At 52.1% G+C, this 22,429-nt stretch carries 18 protein-coding genes; 14 read left to right on the top strand and 4 right to left on the bottom strand.

Annotated features, from left to right (window positions below; translation table 11 throughout):
- Nucleotides 1-255: 255 nt before the first annotated feature.
- Nucleotides 256-1,413 carry a galactonate dehydratase gene (dgoD, locus tag BM123_RS03095; protein WP_090165355.1) on the bottom strand — a complete coding sequence of 386 codons (1,158 nt, stop codon included), beginning with the start codon at nt 1,411-1,413 and terminating at the stop codon, nt 256-258.
- 272 nt (nt 1,414-1,685) lie between these two features.
- On the opposite strand from dgoD, the gene BM123_RS03090 reads away from it, so the two are divergent.
- The 12 genes from BM123_RS03090 (at nt 1,686) to BM123_RS03035 (ending at nt 18,531) form a co-directional block, all read left to right on the top strand.
- Nucleotides 1,686-2,027, top strand: coding sequence for a YciI family protein (locus BM123_RS03090; RefSeq protein WP_090165354.1), 342 nt, complete (start codon nt 1,686-1,688; stop codon nt 2,025-2,027).
- 9 nt (nt 2,028-2,036) lie between these two features.
- Complete coding sequence (locus BM123_RS03085; RefSeq protein WP_090165353.1) at nt 2,037-3,257, top strand: RNA polymerase sigma factor; 1,221 nt, start codon at nt 2,037-2,039, stop codon at nt 3,255-3,257.
- Nucleotides 3,258-3,267: 10 nt separating this feature from the next.
- Nucleotides 3,268-4,431: an MFS transporter gene (locus BM123_RS03080; protein WP_090165352.1), complete on the top strand. Its 1,164-nt coding sequence runs from the start codon at nt 3,268-3,270 to the stop codon at nt 4,429-4,431.
- A gap of 256 nt (nt 4,432-4,687) precedes the next feature.
- On the top strand, nt 4,688-6,505 hold the full coding sequence (locus BM123_RS03075; RefSeq protein ID WP_090165351.1) for an acetate/propionate family kinase: 1,818 nt from the start codon (nt 4,688-4,690) through the stop codon (nt 6,503-6,505).
- Between the two features lie 412 nt (nt 6,506-6,917).
- Nucleotides 6,918-9,458: a dockerin type I domain-containing protein gene (locus BM123_RS03070; protein WP_090165350.1), complete on the top strand. Its 2,541-nt coding sequence runs from the start codon at nt 6,918-6,920 to the stop codon at nt 9,456-9,458.
- Nucleotides 9,459-9,603: 145 nt separating this feature from the next.
- Nucleotides 9,604-11,169, top strand: a complete 1,566-nt coding sequence (locus BM123_RS03065) for a T9SS type A sorting domain-containing protein (RefSeq protein WP_139211740.1) — start codon at nt 9,604-9,606, stop codon at nt 11,167-11,169.
- A gap of 118 nt (nt 11,170-11,287) precedes the next feature.
- Nucleotides 11,288-12,571 (top strand): NAD(P)/FAD-dependent oxidoreductase, encoded by a 1,284-nt coding sequence (locus tag BM123_RS03060; RefSeq protein ID WP_090165348.1) that lies wholly within the window; start codon nt 11,288-11,290, stop codon nt 12,569-12,571.
- Nucleotides 12,572-12,812: 241 nt separating this feature from the next.
- Nucleotides 12,813-14,174, top strand: coding sequence for a dihydrolipoamide acetyltransferase family protein (locus tag BM123_RS03055; RefSeq protein ID WP_090165347.1), 1,362 nt, complete (start codon nt 12,813-12,815; stop codon nt 14,172-14,174).
- A complete protein-coding gene (locus BM123_RS03050) occupies nt 14,167-15,528 on the top strand; it encodes a tetratricopeptide repeat protein (protein WP_175489230.1) in 1,362 nt (453 codons plus the stop codon). The genes BM123_RS03055 and BM123_RS03050 overlap by 8 nt, the downstream gene beginning before the upstream one ends.
- Nucleotides 15,529-15,876: 348 nt before the next feature.
- Nucleotides 15,877-16,452 (top strand): class I SAM-dependent methyltransferase, encoded by a 576-nt coding sequence (locus tag BM123_RS03045; protein ID WP_175489229.1) that lies wholly within the window; start codon nt 15,877-15,879, stop codon nt 16,450-16,452.
- Nucleotides 16,453-16,702: 250 nt separating this feature from the next.
- On the top strand, nt 16,703-17,152 hold the full coding sequence (locus tag BM123_RS03040) for a hypothetical protein (RefSeq protein ID WP_090165344.1): 450 nt from the start codon (nt 16,703-16,705) through the stop codon (nt 17,150-17,152).
- Between the two features lie 191 nt (nt 17,153-17,343).
- On the top strand, nt 17,344-18,531 hold the full coding sequence (locus BM123_RS03035) for an OmpA family protein (RefSeq protein ID WP_090165343.1): 1,188 nt from the start codon (nt 17,344-17,346) through the stop codon (nt 18,529-18,531).
- Nucleotides 18,532-18,715: 184 nt separating this feature from the next.
- On the opposite strand, the gene BM123_RS03030 is transcribed toward BM123_RS03035, so the two are convergent.
- Complete coding sequence (locus BM123_RS03030; RefSeq protein ID WP_090165342.1) at nt 18,716-19,216, bottom strand: DUF6702 family protein; 501 nt, start codon at nt 19,214-19,216, stop codon at nt 18,716-18,718.
- A gap of 113 nt (nt 19,217-19,329) precedes the next feature.
- Here BM123_RS03030 and BM123_RS03025 point away from each other — a divergent pair, with 113 nt between their 5' ends.
- Entirely contained in the window at nt 19,330-19,719 is a 390-nt protein-coding gene (locus BM123_RS03025) for a hypothetical protein (protein ID WP_090165341.1), read from the top strand.
- Nucleotides 19,712-20,131 (top strand): type II toxin-antitoxin system VapC family toxin, encoded by a 420-nt coding sequence (locus tag BM123_RS03020; protein WP_090165340.1) that lies wholly within the window; start codon nt 19,712-19,714, stop codon nt 20,129-20,131. Before BM123_RS03025 ends, BM123_RS03020 begins: the two co-directional genes overlap by 8 nt.
- 119 nt (nt 20,132-20,250) lie before the next feature.
- Here BM123_RS03020 and BM123_RS03015 read toward each other — a convergent pair whose 3' ends face one another.
- Nucleotides 20,251-21,564 (bottom strand): M56 family metallopeptidase, encoded by a 1,314-nt coding sequence (locus BM123_RS03015; RefSeq protein WP_090165339.1) that lies wholly within the window; start codon nt 21,562-21,564, stop codon nt 20,251-20,253.
- On the bottom strand, nt 21,561-21,926 hold the full coding sequence (locus BM123_RS03010) for a BlaI/MecI/CopY family transcriptional regulator (protein ID WP_090165338.1): 366 nt from the start codon (nt 21,924-21,926) through the stop codon (nt 21,561-21,563). Before BM123_RS03010 ends, BM123_RS03015 begins: the two co-directional genes overlap by 4 nt.
- Nucleotides 21,927-22,429: the final 503 nt, after the last annotated feature.

Below are 22,429 nucleotides of genomic sequence, written 5' to 3'. Positions count from 1 at the left end.
GCGGGGTTCAGGGTGCAGGTTGCAGGTTGTAGGTTGCGGGGTGCAGGTTGCAGGGTTCAGGTTGCAGGTTGCGGGGTGCAGGTTGTAGGGTGCGGGGTGCGAGTTGCGGGGTGTGGAAGTTCAGGGCGCGGGGCGCAGGGTGCAGGGTGCAGGGTGTGGAATTCAGCGTGCAGGGTATGGGATGAAAGCTCCATCCGCAACCTGCAACCTGCAACTCACAATTTGCAACTTGCAACTCACAACCTGCAACCCGCCTCACCATTCCGTTACGGAGCCATCCGGATTACGCCAGATGGGGTTCTTCCAGTTGTGACCGATTTTAGCAGCGGCGCGGACTTTTTCTTCGTCGATTTCAATACCCAGCCCGGGCTTGGTCATCAGCGGAACGAAGCCATCCCGGAGCCCAAAGCCATCGGGGTCCGTGAGGTAATCTACCAGGTCAGCCCCTACGTTATAGTGAATCCCGAGGCTGGTTTCCTGAATCAGGGCGTTGATGCAGTTGAAGTCAATTTGCAGTGCCGCAGCCAGACTGATGGGCCCCAGCGGGCAGTGTGGCGCGATGGCGACATCATAGGCCTCCGCCATGGTGGCAATCTTCTTTACTTCCGAGATACCGCCGGCATGGCTGAGATCAGGCTGCAGGATATCGACGGTGCCTTGTTCGAGCACCCGTTTGAAGTCCCAGCGGGAGTACATCCGCTCGCCCGTAGCGATGGGGATGGAGGTATAATCGCTGATGGACTTCAGGGTGTCATTGTTTTCCGACAAGACGAGCTCTTCGAGAAAATAGGGATCGTAGGGTTCCAGCGCTTTAGCGATGGCTTTAGCCTGCCCCTTGTGCACACGACCGTGCAGATCAACACCGATACAGATGTCGTCACCGACGACACTGCGGACGGCGGCGAGCTTGGCCGCCGCCTGTTTCACCTTAGCCGGTGTATCGATCCATTCCATATGATCGCATACGTTCAGCTTAACGGCCTGGAAGCCATTGTCCATCCGCCATTGAGCGGCTTTACCGATTTCTTCGGGTGTGTCTCCGTGTACCCAGCCGTAGATTTTGACTTTATCGCGCACAGCTCCGCCGAGCAGTTCGTAAATGGGTACACCCAGGGCCTTGCCCTTAATGTCCCACATCGCCTGGTCGATCCCGGAGAGGGCGCTCATCAGCACGGGCCCGCCACGATAGAAGCCCCCCCGATAGATCATCTGCCAGAAGTCCTCAATCTTGTTGGCCGGGTGACCGATCAGGTGTTCTTCCATTTCACGGATGCAGGCTTCCACCGTGGCGGCCCGCCCCTCCACTACGGGTTCTCCCCAGCCAAAAATTCCACTGGCAGTGGTAATTTTCAGAAACAGCCAGCGTGGTGGCACCTTAAACAGTTCAACTTTGGTAATCGTCAGGTCTTGCATAATCAGTAATAATGAGTGTGGTCAGCCTTGAAATTACAGTTAAGCGGGCAGGCCACCCAGGTGAAGCCCTTAATCTGACCATATGCCGTAGAAAAGTGTCCGGATCCGTTGAAAATGCTTGCCGACTCTGCTTTGCTTTCAAAAAATCACATTGCATCCTGCGTGTTCGCCCAAATCATTCGTAAAAAAAATCCTGCGTCTTGTCCTATCTTGGAGTGCCCATTCGTAGTAAGAGTGTAAACCACCTTATTCAACTGCAAAAAACTACAATCATGCAGGACTTTATGATGCTCTTCCGCAGCGAAGAAAACCCCGACTTCCACCCTTCCCCCGAAGAGCTACAGGCAGAGATCAAGCTCTGGGAAACCTGGATCGGCGGCATTGCTGCTCAGGGGAAATTTGGTAGTTCCGAAGCCCTGGACTTCAGCGGCAAGATCTTACACGCTAACGGCACGGTTACTGACGGCCCTTACATCGAACTGAAGGAAATCGTTGGCGGCTACATTCTGGTAAAAGCCGAGGACTTTGATGACGCACTGCAGCTGGCGCAGGGCTGCCCCGTACTTTCCGTAGGTGGAAAGGTCGAGATTCGCCCCATCATGCACTTCGATTAAAAAAGGCCGATGCCTCTTTTACCCAATCTCTTCCGCACCGAGTACGGCAAAATGGTTGCCGTACTCGTGCGGTCGTTTGGCTTCTCCCACGTGGAGGAAGCTGAAGATCTGGTAAGTGACACCTTTGCCCTTGCCGCAGAAACCTGGGGCATGAAGGGAATACCCGAAAACCCAACCGGCTGGCTCTACACGGTGGCGAAGAACAATGCCCGCGACCGACTCCGTAGAAAGGGGCACTTCAGCAATCGTATTCTTCCGAATCTGAAGCAAGACCACCCCCTGACGGAGATGCCGGAACCAGACTTTAGCCCTGAAAGCTTTCAGGATAGTCAGCTGCGCATGATTTTCACCCTCTGCCATCCGGCGCTCAACCCAGAGCAGCAGGTGGCGCTCTGCCTCCGCATCCTGGGGGGCTTTGGCATCGACGAAATTGCGGCTGCTTTTCTGACGACAAAGTCGACCATCAACAAACGGCTGCAGCGTGGCAAAAGCCGCCTGCGGGAGGTATTATCCAGTATTGAATTACCGCCATCCAGTGCCCTGAACGAACGACTGGAAGCCGTACTAACCACCATTTACCTGCTGTTCAACGAGGGCTATCACGCTAGCGTCACCCCGGAAACCTTTCGCCGGGAGCTCTGTGCGGATGCCATCCGGCTGGCGCTGCTGCTCACCACGAACAAAAAAACCAACCTGCCGCAGGTCAATGCGCTGCTGGCCCTGATGTGCTTTCAGACTTCCCGCTTCGACGCCCGGTCAGGTACCGACGGAGAGCTGATTCTTTATGCCCGGCAGGATCGTTCCCTGTGGGACGAACGCCTCATCGGGCAGGGCAGAAAATTTCTTACGGCAGCTACCTCCGGTGGGCACAACGGACGCTATCACCTGGAGGCTGCCATCGCCTTCTTACATACTAAGCCAACCGAGAGTCCGGAAAAATGGCCAACGATTCTCAGCCTTTATAATCGGCTGCTCCAGCTTCATTATTCACCCGTAGCTGCTCTGAACCGCACCTACGCGCTTAGCCGGGTGCATGGCCCCGAAGCCGCCATTACGGAAGCCTTGAAAATAGACCTGAAGGGACATCTCTGGTTCCACCTGCTGCTGGCGGACTTATACGGGCAGGCTGAAGAAAAAGCGAAGGCGAAAGATCACCTAAACCAGTCATTAGTACTGACTAAAAACCCGGCGACGAAACGTTTCATCGCAGCCAAGATAGCGGCGTTGTAACTTACCGTCCATGCACTCGCTTCTTCTCATTCTCGGCAGCCGGCGATACTTCGCCCCCGCCTGGATTTTTGCTTCTTTGAATATCATTGTTGGCACCTGGGCACTATACATCCCGGCGGTCAAAGAACGGCTACAGCTAGACGATGGTGCGCTTGGGCTGGCCCTACTGGCCTTCTCCGTTGGTATGCTAACGATCATTCCTTTCTCAGCGAAAATCATCCGATTACTTGGCGTAGGTCAGGTCAGCTTTACCGGCATTATTCTTTTTGGCTTTGCGATGGTAGGCCCCGTATTGGCCCCCTCCTTCCCTGTTCTTTGCGGCTGCCTGTTTTTCGCGGGGATGCTAACCTCCCTGACCGATGTGGGCATGAACGCCCTCGTCTCAAATCTGGAGCGGGAAGACGGAGAAAACTTCATGTCTGCCGCCCACGGCTTTTTCAGTCTGGGGGGCGTAATTGGGGCAGGAATCGGAAGTCTGTTGATCGTAGTCTTTGCCGCGCCGTGGCAGCATATGCTGGCGGTGGCGTTAGTTGTTTCAGGGACCAATACTTACCTGTCTCCCAGCTATCGGCTGGCCGTAAGTCCGCCGGAAGACCGGCAGGAAGAAGGCGGTTTAAAGCTCGGCCTCCTCAGGCCCCTGCTGGGCCTGGCCGTGTTGAGCTTCATGATCATGGGCAGCGAAGGTGCCATCGAGCACTGGAGCAAGCTGTACATGCTTGACGTAGTGCAGACGGAGTCTGACCGATGGGCTGGTTTTGGTTTTGTCGCTTTTTCGGCTACCATGATGCTGGGTCGCTTTTTGGGCGACGGTGTCTCTGGTCGCTTCGGTGCGCTCAAAATCATTATGGGCGGTACGCTGTTGGCGGCTTTGGGTTTCTTACTGGTACTTACCGCTGGTTACTGGCCGGCCTTAATTGGGTTCGGGCTGGTGGGTCTGGGCTTCTCGGTCATCATTCCGGAGCTGTTCCGCCTGGCGGGCAAGACGAAAGGCGTAACCGCTTCGGAAGGTATCGCTCTGGTAGCCGGGCTGGGCTACGCAGGCTTCCTGGCCAGCCCGGCGTTGCTGGGCTTTTTGTCCAGCATTGGCACCTTACGGCTGAGTTTTACGGTTCTGTTGGGGGTCTCAGCAGCGGCATTTCTGATTGCTGCTTTCCTGAAACGGCGACGGGCATAGTAGCGTCTTCGGTAAGCTCAGTAGAGGCGCGGCCGCAGGTGCAGAGGAAGGTTGAAAGAGCCTTGCTTAATACTCCCCAGGCTATTTTAAAGGAAAACCGCGAAGTACTGCGACTGACAATCCATGCATCAAAAGCTCCTCTTGCACCTGCGGCGATCGCCAGACCCGCCGAAGTGTTTGTGCCCAAATCTTCTGTCCTGCAAACTGTATCCTTATTGGGTGCGTTACCCCAACGAACCCCTTAAAAACACTCTCTTTGAATATCCTCGTTCTCAACGCCGGCAGCTCCTCCGTTAAAGCAGCCGTTATCAACCCGGCTACGGGTGCCCGTGGCCTGGAAATGTCTGCCGATCGTTTACTCGACGCTCCGCGTATTGAATTTTCTGACGGGACGGTCATCGAACCGGAGAGTAAAGGCCCGGAGCGGACCATTGCCGTTTGCCTGGAAGCGCTGAAGGATAAACTTTCCGGTACGGATATTGACGGAGTCGGGCACCGGGTGGTTCACGGCGGCGAAGATTTTGACCGGGCGACGCGCATTGACGAAGAAGTAGAAGCCAGGATCGAGAGCCTGAGCAAGCTGGCTCCCCTGCACAACCCCGTCAACCTGCGCGGCATTCGTGCGGCCAGAGCTTTGTTTCCCGATGTTGATCATTTCGCTATTTTCGACACGGCCTTCCACCAGAGCCTGCCGCGCCGGGCAAAGACCTACGCCCTGCCTAAAGAACTGATGGCCGAGCACGGTATCCGTCGCTACGGTTTTCACGGTACGAGTCATCAGTACGTGGCAGCCAAAGCTGCCAGTTTTCTGGGAGCAGAACCGCGGGATCTGCGCATCATCAGTTGTCACCTGGGGAACGGTTGCTCCGTGGCGGCCATTGAATTTGGCCGCTCAGTAGAAACGAGCATGGGCATGACGCCGCTGGAAGGACTCGTGATGGGGACCCGTTCCGGAGACATCGACCCCGGCATCATTGACTACCTCCACGAACAGGCGGGGCTGAGTACCAGTGAGATTGACGAGTTGCTGAACCGTAAAAGCGGACTAGCTGGTCTGTCCGGCGTGGGCAATGACATGCGAACCATTTTGGACAAATCGATGGCGGGCGACGCAGACTGCCAACTGGCCGTTCAGGTCTTTACGCATCGTTTACGGAAATACATTGGTGGCTATGCCGCCATTATGGGCGGCGTAGATGCTATCGTCTTCACCGGCGGAATTGGAGAGAACAGTCCCGTTATTCGCCATCGGGCCAGTCAGCGACTCCACTATCTGGGGGCAGTCATTAACGAAGACAAAAACTCCACGGCGGAGCTGTCGGAAACGGTTCCCGTTGTTGACTTCAGCATGCAACACAGCCGGGTTAAGCTGTTGGCGGTGCGCACGGATGAGCAACTGGCCATTGCCCGGCAGTGCGGAAAGCTAATTGATAAGGCGGACGCCGTCAATACGATGCCTTCAATACCCATTGCTGTTTCCGCCCGTCATATTCACCTGCGGCAGGAAACCCTGGATGTTTTATTTGGTAAAGGGCACGAACTAAGCGTGAAAAAGTGGCTCAGTCAACCCGGGCAGTTTGCCGCCGAAGAAACCGTTACTGTGGTCGGGCCCCGTAACTCCATTGAACGGGTTCGGGTCTTAGGCCCCGTACGTAGCAAAGACCAGTTGGAGATCAGCCGAACGGATGAGTTTTTCCTGGGCATTGACGCCCCCGTCCGCGAGTCCGGAAAGGTGGAGGACACACCCGGTTGTAAGCTTATTGGCCCCGCTGGTGAATATGACCTTGAGGACGGGGTAATCTGTGCCTGGCGCCACATCCACATGACCCCGGAGGATGCTGCCACTTTCGGCGTACAGGACCGGGACGTAGTGGAAGTTGCCGTGAGTAATAATGAACGAGCACTCACTTTCGGCAACGTCCTAATTCGCGTCTCTCCGAAGTATAAACTGGAAATGCACATCGATACTGACGAAGGTAACGCCGCCGAAATCAGACGTGGAGATCAGGGCGTACTGACGATGACCGGGCAGGAAGGGACACTGCGTAAGCGAAAAGTAAGCCTCTCATCTTAGATCGTGCATCCTCAAAAAAAGGATAAATACAGGCTACTGCTAATCAGCTGATCAACACTCTCGGGCCAAAAAAGAGCCCCTTCCCCTACCTCTTTTCAGAACATTAATTTATTCTTTTCTAAAAGAAAAAATGATAAAATGCAGCTATTGCAACCGTACTGAGTCTTTCAACCGACAATTCCGTAGCCATCACATTACCAAGTGTTTACACACTCTTTTCATTGTCTTTAGCTATTTAAAAAGCAGCTATCAGACCAGCCTAAATAAATAGATGACATAAATTTTAATTTGTACATTAAAATTTATCATTATACATTGTACCAACTTTTATAGTTTTGTTCAGGTAGAAATGTTTGTTCAGTTTTTTTTGCATTTCTATTGTTTTTGTCTCTCATAGTAAAATGAATCCCTAATGTTTAGATTTTTAATTGGGCTCCTGCTCATAGCCACTCCTATGTTGGCTATAGGCCAGTCTTCTCATGAATGCGGGTTTGAACTTGACGTTCTATCCGCAAAAGCAGCCGATGCTGCTTTTAAGAGCTTTCACGCAAGTAAGCCTCTTCCTTCAGAACTCAAAAGCCAGGACACTCTCCAGCTGCCTATTCGGTTTACTGTTTTCAGAAATGACGATGGATCAATGCCTGAGGTGTATGGCAGGTCTTCAGGTGTGGTGACTCAGCAGGAAGTGGATCAGGCACTGTCTAATCTTAACCTCGCATATGGCCCTTTGAAGGTCCGGTTTATCCAGGAGGGTCCCATTAATTACGTTGATAATAGCCGGGCCCGTCTTGCCGAAGTTCCGTCCCACTACTTTTCTTTTACCTCATCTAATTCTAATGGTTACGTTAATTGGAAGCTCCCTTCAGGAGTTGTTGGTAAAGGAAGTCGGTTATTTTCCCCTCCATCCTCCTACAATCAGTATGGTCCAATTGGAAACGGGGTGTTTTACATCCGGGACTCAACCTATTTGCTACGCCCTACGGTAGTCCATGAGATGGGTCATGTATTTGGCCTGCTACATACTTTCCACGGAGGAGACGAGCTCTATGACAACCCTTCGGACCCCATCGAAAACAGTCCACAAGTTTTTGCGGATAAGAATACAAGGGAGTTGGTTATTCGTGAAGAAGTACCTGCGGACTCGGCCCCTTTCCCCGTCCCTAATTACCGTACTGCCGGAGACCGGTTGGAGGACACTCCTGCCTGGGGGCGGATGAACTCCAACTGGCCCAACCCCAACGATTCTGACTGTTCAGAATATGTTGGTGCCCTAGAAGGAGTATCCCGCTGTTCCTCTGGTTTTTTCCAATATGACTGCATTTACCGGGGTAACTACGTTGACTATAACGGAAATGAATTTATTGACACTGATGTTTCCATCAGCAACTTCATGTCTTACAGTGACTCTTCCCCCTCAATATGCAGAACGAGTTTCACCAATGACCAATACCTCTTACAAAATTCAACCATCAGAAGATACGCCGTTGATATCTGGGACGGGTCAAAAGGAACCAGCTTTACCGACTCCGTTTTATTTTGGGGCTCCAACACACCGGTAAAGGATATCAACATCACCCTCACGCACGCCGCAGACGGTCCTGCTAATGGACGATACTCGCAAGTAACCACCCCAACGGATGGTAGCTTCACGGCCAGCCTGTTTGACGAAAAAGTGAAAGCAAAGCTATCCTTCCTGGGCAGTGGATCCGTTAACAAGGACTACGTTCAAAGCAGTGACACCTCTTACAACATCTTCCACTACACTGATTCGGACTGGCTTTCTGGTGTGAGTACCGCTGACATGATTCTCACCATAAAGTATATATTGGGGATGGAAGAATTTAACTCTTTCCAAATGCTGTCAGCAGACGTCAACAGAGACGGAGAAGTAACCATCATTGATGCTCTGGAATTGAGAAAACTTATCCTTGGTCAGTTAAGCGGATTTGAAGCTTATTCTTCCGGGCCATGGCAATTTGTTCCGGAGGTGATTTCTGCCTCTGCTGATTTTGCGACCAATCCTTTCAACATGAGTATTGAAGGAATACAGTACCACGGCGAAGCTCCTTACCTGAGTTCTACTTTCGAATATATTCCTCAGGTTGGTTCAGCGGCAGGTTTCAGTGCCTTTAAGCTGGGCGACGTAACGGGCGATGCTCAAGCTATAAATAATAGTCGTAGTTCTAACATTTCGGCTTCGGGCTGCCCTCGTGAAGCAGACGCTATTACGTTCTACGCTTACTCCTCTGAGTCCAACCTTGACAACAACGTCACCTTCCAGTACCGCCTTACGCCTACTTTCTCCGGGCCTGCATCTGGGTTCCAGGGTGAAATTAGTTTTGACAATACGACACTAGAGCTGTTGGAACTCCTTCCTGCTGCAAAAAGCGAAGACTTTGGCTCAGACAACTATAACGTTATTGAGCGCGGATCAGAGACCGTCGTTCGCTTCTCCTATACCTATAATAAGGGCCGCTCCACTCAAACAAAGCAACTCTCTGCCGACGAACAGATGCTTGTGCTCAGGTTCAGGACCAAAGTAGCGGGCCTTGACCCGTCTCAGGAAATCGAATTAGGAACGGGCCTTCCACTGGAGGTTTACCATGCAGACGGCTGCTCACTCTCAGGAGAGATCCTGGCTGACGTGGAGCTGGAAACTGAATCAGGTGCAGTCGGTGATCCTTTGAGCTCACCAACGGACTTCACGCTGGCTCTTGCTCCTAACCCCGCCAGGGACAGGGCTAACATTATTATCAATTCCACTGACAGTAAGCATTATAGAGTAATTATCTATTCAGTCACTACCGGAAGAGAATTTAAACAATGGGAAGCCCGGACAATAGATGGCTATTACCGGCAGGAAATTGACATTTCGGATCTACCCAATGATGTGTTTCTTGTCAAAGTGACAGACTCCCAAAAGAGTCAATCATTGAAGCTAATCAAAATTTAGCGGTATCTTTCTGGCCAGTTGCACAACATATTTTTGCACAAAGGATTGATTTTCAGCCTATAAAACCTATACTCCGTCAAAGCTAACCTTTGGCGGAGTATAGTCGTTTTTGTTTGAACATCAGCTACATTTTGCCCGGTACCCAATGGCCAGATTTATTTACATCTTAATATTTAGTCAATTCTTTTGGCTAACTATGGTAGCCGCCCAAAGCCACCTGACCAACGAAGTCGTTCTTTTTGATGGTGTTGCTGATGTTACAGCGCTACCGACTTTTGAGATTTCTCCTCTGGATGGAAGTGTGCTTGTGGTCAACTCCAGCGGAATACACGACAATATCAGAGTTGCGGAATTATACAATGAAGACCTGCTGCTGATCGCTAATGAAAACGACACCAGCGATGTTGATGGCACACTTACTCAGATAACCAAAGACTCGGGCCTGGGGCATGTGGGGGTAACCAGCCACCTAACCTTTCAAAACTCCTTTAACTGGTTTGAGATTTTTTCGTTTGGTGCTTCAGGTTCGACCTCTCTTTTCCAGAGCGATGATACGGAAGAGTCCTTAACGGCAACGCATATTCTTTCCGTTAACAATGCCACGCTTTTTGCGGCTGGAAATACTTACGGATACTTCACACCTACTCCGGATTCGGTGTTCATTGAACAGTTCAAGGATCGCCAACCAACCTGGAGGGTTAATGAACCAGGCAATCATGTTTTGGCGCTTGACCGTAGTGATGAATTCATCCAATTAACCATTGTGCAGGCGAACAAGCTGAATGTCTTCTCCTATAATATGGGCACTGGAGCGATGGAAAACTCTTACTCTATCGACATTTCAGATTACAGATTCATGCCGCTGGTTTACAGGTTTCCCAAGAGCAATGTTACCCTGGTGGCAAAAGCTACGGAAACTTACGAGGTATCCTGTTTTGACGTCAATGGTTTTAAATGGGGATACCACAAGCTTCAGACAGCAGAAACTACTTCTATTGACCGGATTGGCGACATTCAATTCGACGATGAAGGGAATGTATACCTCACCGGTATATTTTACACCCAGGAAACTGGCTCGGGGGTGCTTATCTCTAAGCTATCTCCGGACGGAGACCTGAAGTGGGAACGGAGATATGACAATGCTCCGAATTTAAAGACCTGGTCTTCCCACTCCATCATTAATGGTGACATCTTGTACGTGTCGGGGCAGGAGACTACCGAAAACGGGGGGTGGTCCCAATTCCTTGTTGCCTATTCACTGGACGATGGGCAACTGCTAAAGGAAAGTAAAACTCCGGAAAACGGCGAGTATAGGTTCAGCACCAAAGCCTTAAAGGTTTGTGACAATCAGGTGTTAGCGCTCGGTACGGTTAATGGCCCTGACCGGGAGGAATTCGTTTTAAGGAAATTTGACTTCCCAACGACGCCTACCAGTACGGACAACCTTTCGTCTTCCCGGCTTAATGGTGAAAAGCTCATTGTTTACCCCAATCCGGCGGAAAGAATGTCTGCGTCAGTGAAGCTGACGGACCAACACACTATCTCTTATTTAGAAATTATTTCTATTAGCGGCCAGGTAGAGGATCAACTCCGGATAGCGCCAGGGCAGCAGGAAGTTAGAATTCCGGTAACAAAACCAGGTGCATACATAGTGATTGCTTACAATCAGGACCACCAGGCCGTTGCACGGGAACGGGTGATTATTCGATAAAACAGAGAGCCGGTGAAGCTTTAGCCTTAGCGGGGACTGGTCAAGCATGAGTGCATGATTTCGTCGCATGCCGCCAGGCATAGCAAGAATTAGAATCAACTCCCGTACCTTCGCCCTCATGTCTTCCCATACTACCAATATCGCCATTATTGGCGCTGGCCCCGCCGGCGCAGCAACGGCCCTACGCCTTTCCTATCTGAACATTCCGTGTGTACTGATTGATAAGGCAACCTTCCCTCGTGATAAAATCTGTGGTGACGCCCTGAGTGGTAAAGTTCCCACCCTCCTGAATCGTCTCGACCCAGCCATCATGGACCGTTTTCGCAAACGATTCACGCCCATTGATGTTTGGGGCATTCGCTTTTATCCTCCTTCCAAGAAATTGATCGAGCTTCCCTTTAAGGTTGGCTACGAGCGCATCCCGGACGAGGCCCCCGGCTACGTTAGCAAGCGGATGGACTTTGATGCCTTCCTGATCGAGGAAGTGCAGCGACGGGAGAATATCGAATTGCGACTCAACACAGAAATCGGCAGTTGGGTAAAGACCGAGCGTGGTTATACTATTACCACCAAAGACAAAAGCGAAAGCTGGGATTGCCGTTTACTGATTGATGCCAGCGGAGCCCACAGTCGTTTCAGCCGCAAGGAAGCCGGGCAGGAAGTAGACCACGACCACCACGCCGCCGCCGTGCGGGCTTACTATAAAGGAGTAACGGGTTTTCACCCCGACAACTTCATCGAGCTGCACTTCCTGGAGAAGTATAACCCAGGCTACTTCTGGATCTTCCCACTGCCCGACGGGCAGGCCAACATTGGTCTCGGCATGCGGTCTGACATCGTCAAGAAGAAAAAGATCAACCTTCGCGAAGCACTCGATGAGATCGTAGCATCCCCGGACTTTCGCGAGCGATTCGCTAACGCCGAGCAGGTAGACCCAACGGCTGGCTATGGCTTACCCTTAGGCTCCAAAGACCGGGTGCTTTCGGGAGACAACTATCTGCTGACGGGTGACGCAGGTCACCTCATTGACCCACTTACCGGTGAGGGAATTGGTAATGCGACCTATTCAGGCTTCATTGCCGCCGAACTGGCAGAAAAGTGTTTGGCAGAAAACCGTTTTGATGCAGAATTCCTTTCGGCTTACGATGTACGCATCGCCCGGGTATTGCGTACGGAACTACGCCTTAGTTACCGGATGCAGCAGATAATGCAGATAAAATGGCTAACTAATTTCCTTACTGGCATCGTTGCAGCCAACCCTAAGGTGATTGAAGTACTCTGTAGAATGTACACTGACTTTGAATTGCGGAAGCAACTCGTAAAACCGATGTTCTGGTGGAAGCTTTTCCGGGCAAAATCCGGCAAAATGCCCAGCGTGAGCAGCCCGGGATCAGACCAATAGGTCGTTTGACGGACGTTGGCGGAAAAAATTCAGCGTAAGTGTAACAAATTCCCGACTCAGTCGGTTAAAGAATATAGTTGATTAAGTTTCATATACTAGTGAGTGTAAAGTGAGCCTCCTACCCTTGTATGATTGGGTAAGGAGGTTCTTTTTTTGGTGCTTATCCCTTCCGGATTGCGTAATTTTGTACTCTAACCAAATAACGTCGGCCTAACCATCCGCAACCAAAAACAGCAACGCCATGGCTCAAGTAGAGCTGATCATGCCCAAAATGGGCGAATCTATCGTTGAAGCAACGATCCTTAACTGGGTCAAGCAGGTCGGTGATACCGTAGAGGTCGATGATACCATTCTCGAAATCGCAACGGACAAGGTGGACAGCGAAGTCCCCTCCCCCGTAGACGGAACCATTGCCAAAATCCTCTTCAATGTAGATGATGTAGTTGCCGTAGGGCAAGTCATTGCCCTCATCGAAACGGAAGCAGGAGCCGATATTGCCGCCAGCCCGGCAACGGGAGAGGCGGTCTCGGACTCCGCCGCGGCGAAGCCGGCGGAGAAGCCAGCCCCTGCTCCTCCACCTTCCCCTGCACCTGCGCCCGCGCCCCCTGTTGCCCCGGCTACTATGCAAGCAGCGTCCAGCACCATCGGTAAAACCTCTGCCGGGCGTTTCTACAGCCCGCTCGTTCGCACGATGGCAAAGCAGGAAAATATTAGTCAGGCGGAACTCGACCAGATCCCCGGAACGGGCAAAGACGGACGGGTGAACAAAGCCGACATGGTCGCGTACCTCAAGCGACGGACGAATGAGTTTATCCACGGCAAACAGCAAAGTAATGTTAAGGGACAAAGCGCGCCAATACGGACTGCTCCTGCTCCCATGACGGCCTCCGGCCAGGATGAAATCATGGAAATGGGCCGGATGCGCAAGCTGATCGCGGAGCACATGGTGATGTCTAAAGCCACCAGCCCACACGTAACCAGCTTCATTGAAGTAGACGTGACGGACATCGTCGACTGGCGAAACAGCGTCAAAGGTGAATTCCAGAAAAAACACGGGCAGAAGATCACCTTCACGCCCATTTTCATCGAGGCTGTTGCCAGAGCCATCAGTGATTTTCCGATGGTGAATATCTCCGTGGACGGAGATAAGATCATTAAGAAAGCCAACATCAACATTGGAATGGCGGCGGCTTTGCCAACCGGAAACCTCATCGTTCCCGTCATCAAGAATGCGGACCAGCTGAATCTGCTGGGCCTCACCAAAGCCGTGAACGATCTTGCTGGCCGTGCCCGCGAGAACAAACTGAAACCCAACGAGATTCAGGACGGCACCTTCACGATGACCAACGTTGGCACCTTTGGTAACGTTATGGGCACCCCCATTATCAATCAGCCTCAGGTAGCCATTCTTGCCGTTGGCGCTATTCGCAAAAAACCGGCAGTAGTAGAGACGGAATATGGTGATCTTATTGCCGTCCGGCAGTTGATGTTCATGTCCTTAAGCTATGACCATCGTGTTGTTGACGGTATGCTGGGCGGGAGCTTCCTGCGCCGGATCGGAGATTACCTGGAGGCTTTTGACAAAAACAGAACGGATGTGTAAAGGGGAAAAGGGGAAAGAAGTAAAGGAAAAAGGGAGCAAAGGAGTAATGGGTAGCAAGTATCTTTTCTCTCTTTCCCTCTACCCCCTTTTCACCTTACTGCTTGTTGCCTTTTTCTCCCTTCCCCTCTCCGCCCAAAAGAAAGACAAAATGGATCGCGCCCAGCGCGAGTTCGCAGCGGGCGATTACGCCGGTGCCATCCGGACTTTGCAAAGTGCCAGAGGCCTCACGGAGTCTGATGCAGAAGCAGGGCTTCTCCTTGCCGTCTGCCAGTTTCACGCCAATGATCTGATTACGGCCGAGCAAGGTTTGCTCACCATCACGGAGCAAGAGAAGGACGGTTACCCTTTAGCCTGGTTTTACCTTGGGCGGGTGTATCACGCCCAGCACCGGTTTGTCCGTGCCGCTACGGAGTATAAGCGTTATCTGCGCAGCCTGAGCGGTGACGGGCCGGAGCGAAAAACGGTCGTTCGTTTACTGCGCAACGTTGACAACGGTATCCGGGCGGGCTTTGTCAATGATGAGATGGTAGCCGAGAATATGGGCGCTACGGTAAATACGGAGAATGATGAGTTTGGCCCCATTCCGAGTCCTACGGGCAGTGGTCGTCTTTATTTCAGTTTGCTGCGACCGGATATTAGCGGCAACCGGGGGCAGACGGACATCGTTGCGACAATGGCCTCTGACCTGGGCTGGTCACCGCCGAGCCCGGTAAACCCCTTACTCAACACCAGCGGTCAGGAAAACCTGCTGGACATCAGCCCCGACGGGCAAAGACTCTACTACTACCGTGGGAATGACGCCACTGACGGGCGCTTTCTGATTGACACCTTTAGTGGTGCGGGGAATAACCAGCTGGTAACGATACAGCCCCGTGCGCCGATATCTCCTGCTATGGGAGATGTTACACCTTTCTTCGGCGCGGCGGATGCGGTCTACTTTTCCAGCCGCCGGCCGGGCGGCTACGGCGGGCTGGATCTTTACCGTATGGTCCGCCTGCCCGGCGGGCGCTTTGGGCCGCCGCAAAACCTGGGGCCAAACGTCAATGGTCCTTACGATGAAGTGTGCCCCTTCGTAGCAAAAGATGGGCGCACGGTATACTTCAGCAGCAATGATCCGGCGATCAGCGTCGGTGGTTTTGACGTCGTTCGCACCTATCGGGTGGCGGGAACGGAGAACCGGTTCACAGTTCCCGAAAATGCCGGGATGCCGCTCAACTCCGCAGGAGACGACACCCACTTTCGGCTGGCTTCAGACACTTTTACGGGCTTTCTGGCCAGCGACCGCAAGGAAGGCTACGGAAGCCGCGACATTTACGTCGTTTATTACGTGGAGCCGCGGGAGGAGATGCAGTAGGTATATTTGATTCTCGGTTCTCGATTTTGGATTTAGCTGCCGCAAGGCGATATGTGGTAAAATCGAATCACCATCATATTCCCAATAGAACGATGAATTTAACGCCATGAATAGTCTCTAGTCCTGATAGGGACGGGTCCAAACGCTTAGTGAGGTACGCAAGAGCGGCGAAGCCAGCGATGGAGTGCCTCCCGCAGGGAAAGGATTTACTGCGCAGCACATCGTGCACTTGATTAAGCGGCGCGGACGCAGGATGCAAAGGAAGGTTTTTGGAGCATGGCTAAAGCCCCCCTCCAACTTATTTTACTAGCTTGCAGCCCGGCAGGTTGCCAAACATTGGCCTGCAACTTGATCACCACCTCAACCAAGGAATCATTGTCTACTTTCTCATTTCTTCTGGAAGGCATCCGAAATCTGCGCACCACCGGTACGCTTACCCGCAGCAGCCCGGCCCTCTGTAAAGCAGCCATCGACCGTATTGATTTCGATAAGGCACGGACCATCGTTGAGCTGGGAGCCGGTGACGGCGTCATCACTGAATACATCCTGAAACGTTTACACCCGGAAGGAAAAGTAATCGCCTTCGAAGTCAGCCCCGAACTCTGCGATGACATGCGTGCCCTGGGCGATGACCGTCTCGTAGTAGCACAAGACAGCGCCGAAAACATCCGCCACTGGCTTGATCAGATCGGAGCGGACAAGGCCGATCACATCATCTCCGCTATCCCCTTCGCCGCTCTTCCCGTAGAACTTGGCAAAAGCATCGTTAAAGCCTCCCGGGATAACCTCCGCCCCGGTGGTTGCTACAATCAGGTCCACTACAGCCTGAAGACCAAAAATTATTACGAACAAGCATTCGACTCCGTAGAAACACATCGGGTTTGGGCGAATTTGCCGCCGGCGTGGGTGTTGTACTGTAAGTAGTCTGGTAGTTCGGTTGTCTGGTAGGCTTCCGCACGTTGGAGGAAAAGTTTCGAACTTCATAGCTATCGCACTTTGCCGCCTATAAAACCTATAAAATTCGGCAGCCTACCGAACTACAAGACCACCATACTACAAGACTAAATATGACATTCTCTTTATGCTCCGGCCCGTTACCTTTGCAGTCCCGTCTTTTATTGCTTACGCTTACTGATTACAGAAAGAGGAGTAATATTGGGCTAACTGACTAACCATGCACCGACTTTCCTCCAATTCCACTCTTTTTCTGAAGATATTCGTTCCGGTTTTCTGGACGACCATCCTTAGCGGGCTTACGCTCGTTGCCTGGTTGGCGGAAGCAAAATACTTTCGGGGGATTCCGCTGACGTCCTTTCGCTGGGCCATGCTCTTTACCCTCGTTATGAGCATTCTGTTATTTTTCTTCCTTTTCTGGCCGCTTAAGCGTGTAGAGACTGACGGGGAGAAAGTGTTCGTGAGCAATTATTTCCGCACAGCCTTTTACCATTGGGATCGCGACGTGGAGCGGGTAACCACTTCCCGTATCCTGCTGTTTAAAATTGCCACCATTGAGCTCAACGGCATCGGGAGTTTTGGGCGCACCATGCGCTTTATTCCCAGTAGAAAACTGATGCAGTCTTTCCGGGAAAGTCACCCCGGAGTGATGAAGGAGGAGCAGCTGTAAGGGGTCCGACATCACCTAAACCTGCTGTTAAACTTTTGTTCTTGTACCGGCCCCGACAGCAACCGGGACGCCAAAACACCGTACTTTACCGTTCCAACCAGTCTAAAACCCTGGTTCTTAGCACCAAAAGGTCGCTATTTACAACAGCGACCCAATCCTAAACGTTACTACGGTAAATCAAGTAGTTGCACATGCGTCCATACCTACGCGCCCTAAATCTTTGCTTAGCTCTTCTGCTCGTCGGCGGAGCCACTGCTCAGGACACGGAAGACCTGATCTTCCTGCGGAATCCTTCCTTTGAAGACATGCCCCGCAACAGCCAGCCGCCCCGCGGCTGGACGAACTGCGGCTTCCCCGGAGAAACCCCACCTGATGTACAGCCAGACCCCAAGTTTGAGTTCCGGGTCAGCAAGCCAGCCTTTGCCGGCAACACCTATCTCGGCATGGTAACCCGGGAGAACGAGACTTATGAAAGCGTTGGGCAGCAGCTCGGTCAGCCGATGAAAGCAGACCAGTGTTATGAATTTCGTGTTCACCTGGCCCGTTCGGAAGTATACCTGAGCCGAAGCCGGAAAACGAACCAACCCAGTAACTACGTTACGCCCATCAAACTCCGCATTTTCGGTGGTTACTCCATCTGTGACCGGGGAGAATTGATTGGTGAATCCGCACTGGTAGACAACTACGACTGGCAAGAGTACCGCTTCGAGATCAAACCCGGAGACGCTTATACCCACATCATCCTGGAAGCTTACTACAAGCAACCCATCATGTTCCCCTACAACGGAAATGTGTTGGTAGACAATGCCCAGCCCCTCCGCCCTATCGATTGTGGAACGGACCTTTCTCTCCCCTACGAAGAGCCCGTCGATGCTGTTGCCATCACGGATCCCGATAAGCAAATCAAGGTACAACCCGTAGTGCCTCGTGGCGGCACCCAAACCAGCCCGGCTACGCCCGTCGGGAATGCTCCCCCGAAGGAGCCAACTGTCCGTCTGGGCCGAACAGAAGCCGCGCTTAAGGAAGGCCAGGTCTTCGCCATCGAGAACATCACTTTCAAGGCCAACAGCGCTGAGCTGGAAGAAGCCAGCGAAGACGCCCTGCAAGAGATTGTAGGCTTCCTGCAGGAAAATGATGACATCATTGTGGAAATCGGTGGCCACGCCAGCCGCCGGGCCAGTAGCACTTTTGCCAACGACCTGAGTACGGACCGGGCGAAAACGGTAGTCTCTTACCTGAAAACCTACAACATCGGCTTCGAGCGGATGCTGCCCAGAGGCTACGGGAAGAGTAAACCCGTTTGCACCAGCAATGATATGGAGTGTAATCGCCGTAACCAGCGGGTGGAGGTGAAAATCCTGAAAGTGAAGGGGAAGTAGATGGTAGACTGTAGATGGTAGACTGTAGACTGTAGACTGTAGAGATACAATTTCTCTGACTCGTCCTAAAATAGAACGACAGTTAAAAATCCCGCGTCGGCGGGTAGTTGACATAATTTGTTCCAACCTATTTTAGAGCGAGTCGATCTAAAGCCTACCGTCTACCGCTCTACCGCTCTACCGTCTACAAACTACTCCACTCCGCCTCTGCCCGATCCTTGCTCATCAGGAGCGTAGCGGAGCGCTCGCGGCCATTATAAAACTTGAGGATATTCTTTTGGTCGGCGTAGGTAGCCGTGATCATCGAATTATAGAAGTGGATCGTTTCCGGTGCCGACTCTACGACAGCTACCTGGTAGATCCAAAAGCCGTGCAGATCATCCGCGAGCTCGTACCCGATCGTTTCCAGTGGCAGGTACTCACCGTTCCACTTGACGCGGAAGTGCTGCCGGAGATAAGTTTCCAGATAGCGGTCAGCCTCCTGGTGCTGCCGTTTAGTACCTAACTCCAGGGTGGGTGCACCTGCGGCGATCAGGTCTTTTTCCAAATCTTCGACGAAAACGTGCATCTCTATCTGTACCTCGCTTTTTTCAGCGACGTAGCGTACGTTAGTCTTAGAGACATGGTAATCGTGTACCGGGGCCGTACCCGTAAACAGGGTAATTAGAATCGTAAAAAGTAACATAACTGGGGGGGGATAACTAAGGGGGCAAATGCCCAAAACGTAAGAGTAAAGATAGGAACTATTGGAAAGTTGGGCTCGTTGTATCTTTAAAGCAAACTTAAAAGACCTGAATTATGGGCGCTCCCGTAGATACCGGACTGGAAAATTTTGAAGAAGCCATCCTGAAGCTTTCGGTCGCTGACCGGATCAAGCTGATTCATTGGATTTCAGAAACAATGGTGACAGGAGAAGCCGAAACGGTTACCTCCCCGCCCGCCACTAATACGGTGGAGGAGCCCGCCTCGGCCTGGCCGCCGGCGAATATGCGGGTGGCGGAGAATCCTTCAGGGAAGGAGGCTTGGCATGCAGGGATTCCCAGGGCTGAGGACTTGACGGAGGAAGAACGCTTGGAAGTATTAGACGAATTAAGTGGAGCCTGGAAAGATTCAACTCCAGACGATTTAGCAGAACAAATAATTAGCAGCAGAACAATTTCAACACGAGAAATTAATCTAGATGGCTAAATATTTACTAGACACAAACATATGTATCTTCATCTTACAACAAAAGTTTTTTGTTAGGGAGAAGGTTATATCAGTAGGAATCATCAATTGTTTCGTTTCTGCAATTACTATCGCGGAGTTAACCTTCGGCGCTTACCAGAGTAACGATTACGAAAGCCATAAAAATGACGCTCAGCGAATAATGAGTCTGGCCACTGTTTTACCTATCCTTGATTCCTTAAATACTTACGGAAAAGAAAAAGCCCGATTCCGTAAGGATGGCAACTTAATCCCAGAATTCGACCTCCTCATCGCCACCACCGCCCTGCATCATGGCATGACGCTGGTTTCCAATAACACCAAACACATGAGCCGTATTGAAGGGCTGATGCTGGAGAACTGGACGAAGGCGGAGGATAACGAGTTTACCTAAGCCCGAACGCTTGCAAGTCGCTACGCGACGCTACAAGGTTCTGGAAACCTATGGAAGGGACCTCGAAGCGTCCTGAAAGGACCTTCGAGCGTCCGCTGTGTCAAAGCTGAGAGTTAAACTTATTTTTCCAGTTTGAAGATAAAATCCACTGTAAATTGCATCGGGGTAGGGCGTCCCTCGACCGATGCAGGACGAAACTTGTCCAAATTTCGAATAACCGTGAGTAATGATTCACGACTTAGGCTTTCCGGATGCTTTCGATCCGTAGTCAGCGGCGTAGTGGGGTATCCAACCACAACAATTTGCTCAAGAGCCTTACCATCTTTTCTTTCATCCGCACTAATAGGGCTTACCTCATAGTCTTGCAGTTTCCCGTTTATGTCCACTACTGCACTAACCCTAAAATCTCCTTCAGTTGCGGATTCCCTTGCCTCATAAGGGTACCTCACCGTTTTATACATATCGGTCAGGAAGGCCTTCACAGAGGTTTCTCCCGGGGGTTCTTCTCCATACCGGAAATAGGCCGGGTCATTAACGTTTACGGCCTCTTCGGTGGTGGTCAGTACAATCTCCTCCGCCACATCACTACAAGCCACCACCAAGCCCAGCAGGAGCAGGCAAAGGGTGAATAGGGGCAGGAAGCGAAGGCTTCGGTTAGTATTTTTATCAGTAATCATCTTAATTCGTTTTTGTAAGGGTGAAGAAAAGAGCCCCAGGCTGCCGGTCGGGCCCAACGAGCAGTGGAGGAGCTGGAGGCCGTAGGTCCGCGCCGGCACCGATTGGAGCACGGCCGCGTCGGCCTCATATTCGTGTACGGTGGCGAGGAGCCGCCGGTAGACCCATACGAACGGGTGAAACCAGAAGACGATGCCGCCGAGGGTGAGTAACAATTTGTCGTAGTGGTGGCGCGCCCGCAGGTGCGATGTTTCGTGGAGGAGCGCCGTGTTTTCCAGTGCCGCATCGGGCATCTGCTCGGGGAGAAAGACATAGCCCCGGGCCGCAAACGGACTCCGGACCAAGCCGCTCCGCACCACCGGGTAACCAGCGTAGGTGCTTCGCTCGCCGCCGCGCAAACACTGCTGCACAAACCGCCATTGCACCAGCGTCCGCGCCCCGAAAATGATCACGCCCAGGAGGTAAATCCACGGTAGCGCATCCAGCAAATTCCAGCTGTTCTCCACGGCTACTTCGCCCGCCTGCGCTACAAAAACCGGCGCCACGTAACTGGCCGTCGGCAGGCTCTTCACCGGCAGGCTTGTACCCACCGCCAGCGCCGGCAGCAGCGGCACCAGCAAGCCAAACAGCCAGCCCCCCAACAGCAAAATTCGCTGAAAGCGGAAGCCCTCCCGCCGTCCACTCACGAAGTAATAGGCCAGTAAGACCGCCCAAATGGCGGTGGCCCGTAACAGGTATTCCAGGATGTCAGGTGTCATTCTTCTTCGAGTTTACGGACGAGGCTGTTGAGCTCTTCCAGGCTAAGGTTTTCGTGCTCCACCAGCTGGCTGACTGCCAACGACGGAGAGCCACTAAAGAACTTCTTGATCAGCTGCCCCAGGCTCTGCCGGCCGTATTCCTCCCGGCTCACCGCCGGGGTATAAACGAAGGTCCGCCCATACTTCCGATGAGTTACGAAGCCCCGATCATCCAGCGCCAGAATCAGCGTCGACACCGTACTGTGCGCCGGCTTCTTCCCGTCGCGCGCTTCAATGGCGCTCCGCAAATCCCCAACGGTACACTCGCCCAGTTCCCAGACGAAGTGCATGATGTCCTCTTGTGCTTTAGTTAATTTCTGCATACTACGTTAATTAACGTAAAAATACGTTATAAGTTTTATTTCTGCAAAAATTCCTGCTTAGACCTGCTCAATCTGGTGACGCTCAATACCCCTCGGATGTTAGCGGAGAAGACGTGGACTTCGTCAAACTAACCGTCCTGGCTCCAGCAACTATCTCCCCCACCCCGATCAATGACGGGTTGCCCTATCCAAACTTATCACTACATTCATTTTCCAATGCAATGTACTGTCCTCACTCCGGCGTCTTACAAGACTTTACGATTACTCCTAGGCCTCTCCTTCGGGCTAGGTTTTGCCACCATTCTCTACACTATTTTCTTTGCCCTAGATAACCCTATTCTCAGGTTCATCGGCCCCGTCCTCCTACTTTTCTTTTTTATCCTTTCGCGATACCATTACCTCTTTTTCCTAAAGCAAACCCTTTTCATTTCTCCAGCTGGTCTGAAGTTCGGAGAAGAAGGAGCCTTGCTCACGCCCGAAAAAATTACGGCAATCGACTTAGA

The organism is Neolewinella agarilytica, assembly GCF_900110645.1.
Classification (GTDB): Bacteria; Bacteroidota; Bacteroidia; order Chitinophagales; family Saprospiraceae; genus Neolewinella; species Neolewinella agarilytica.
This window is presented reverse-complemented; position numbering and strand designations above follow the sequence as displayed.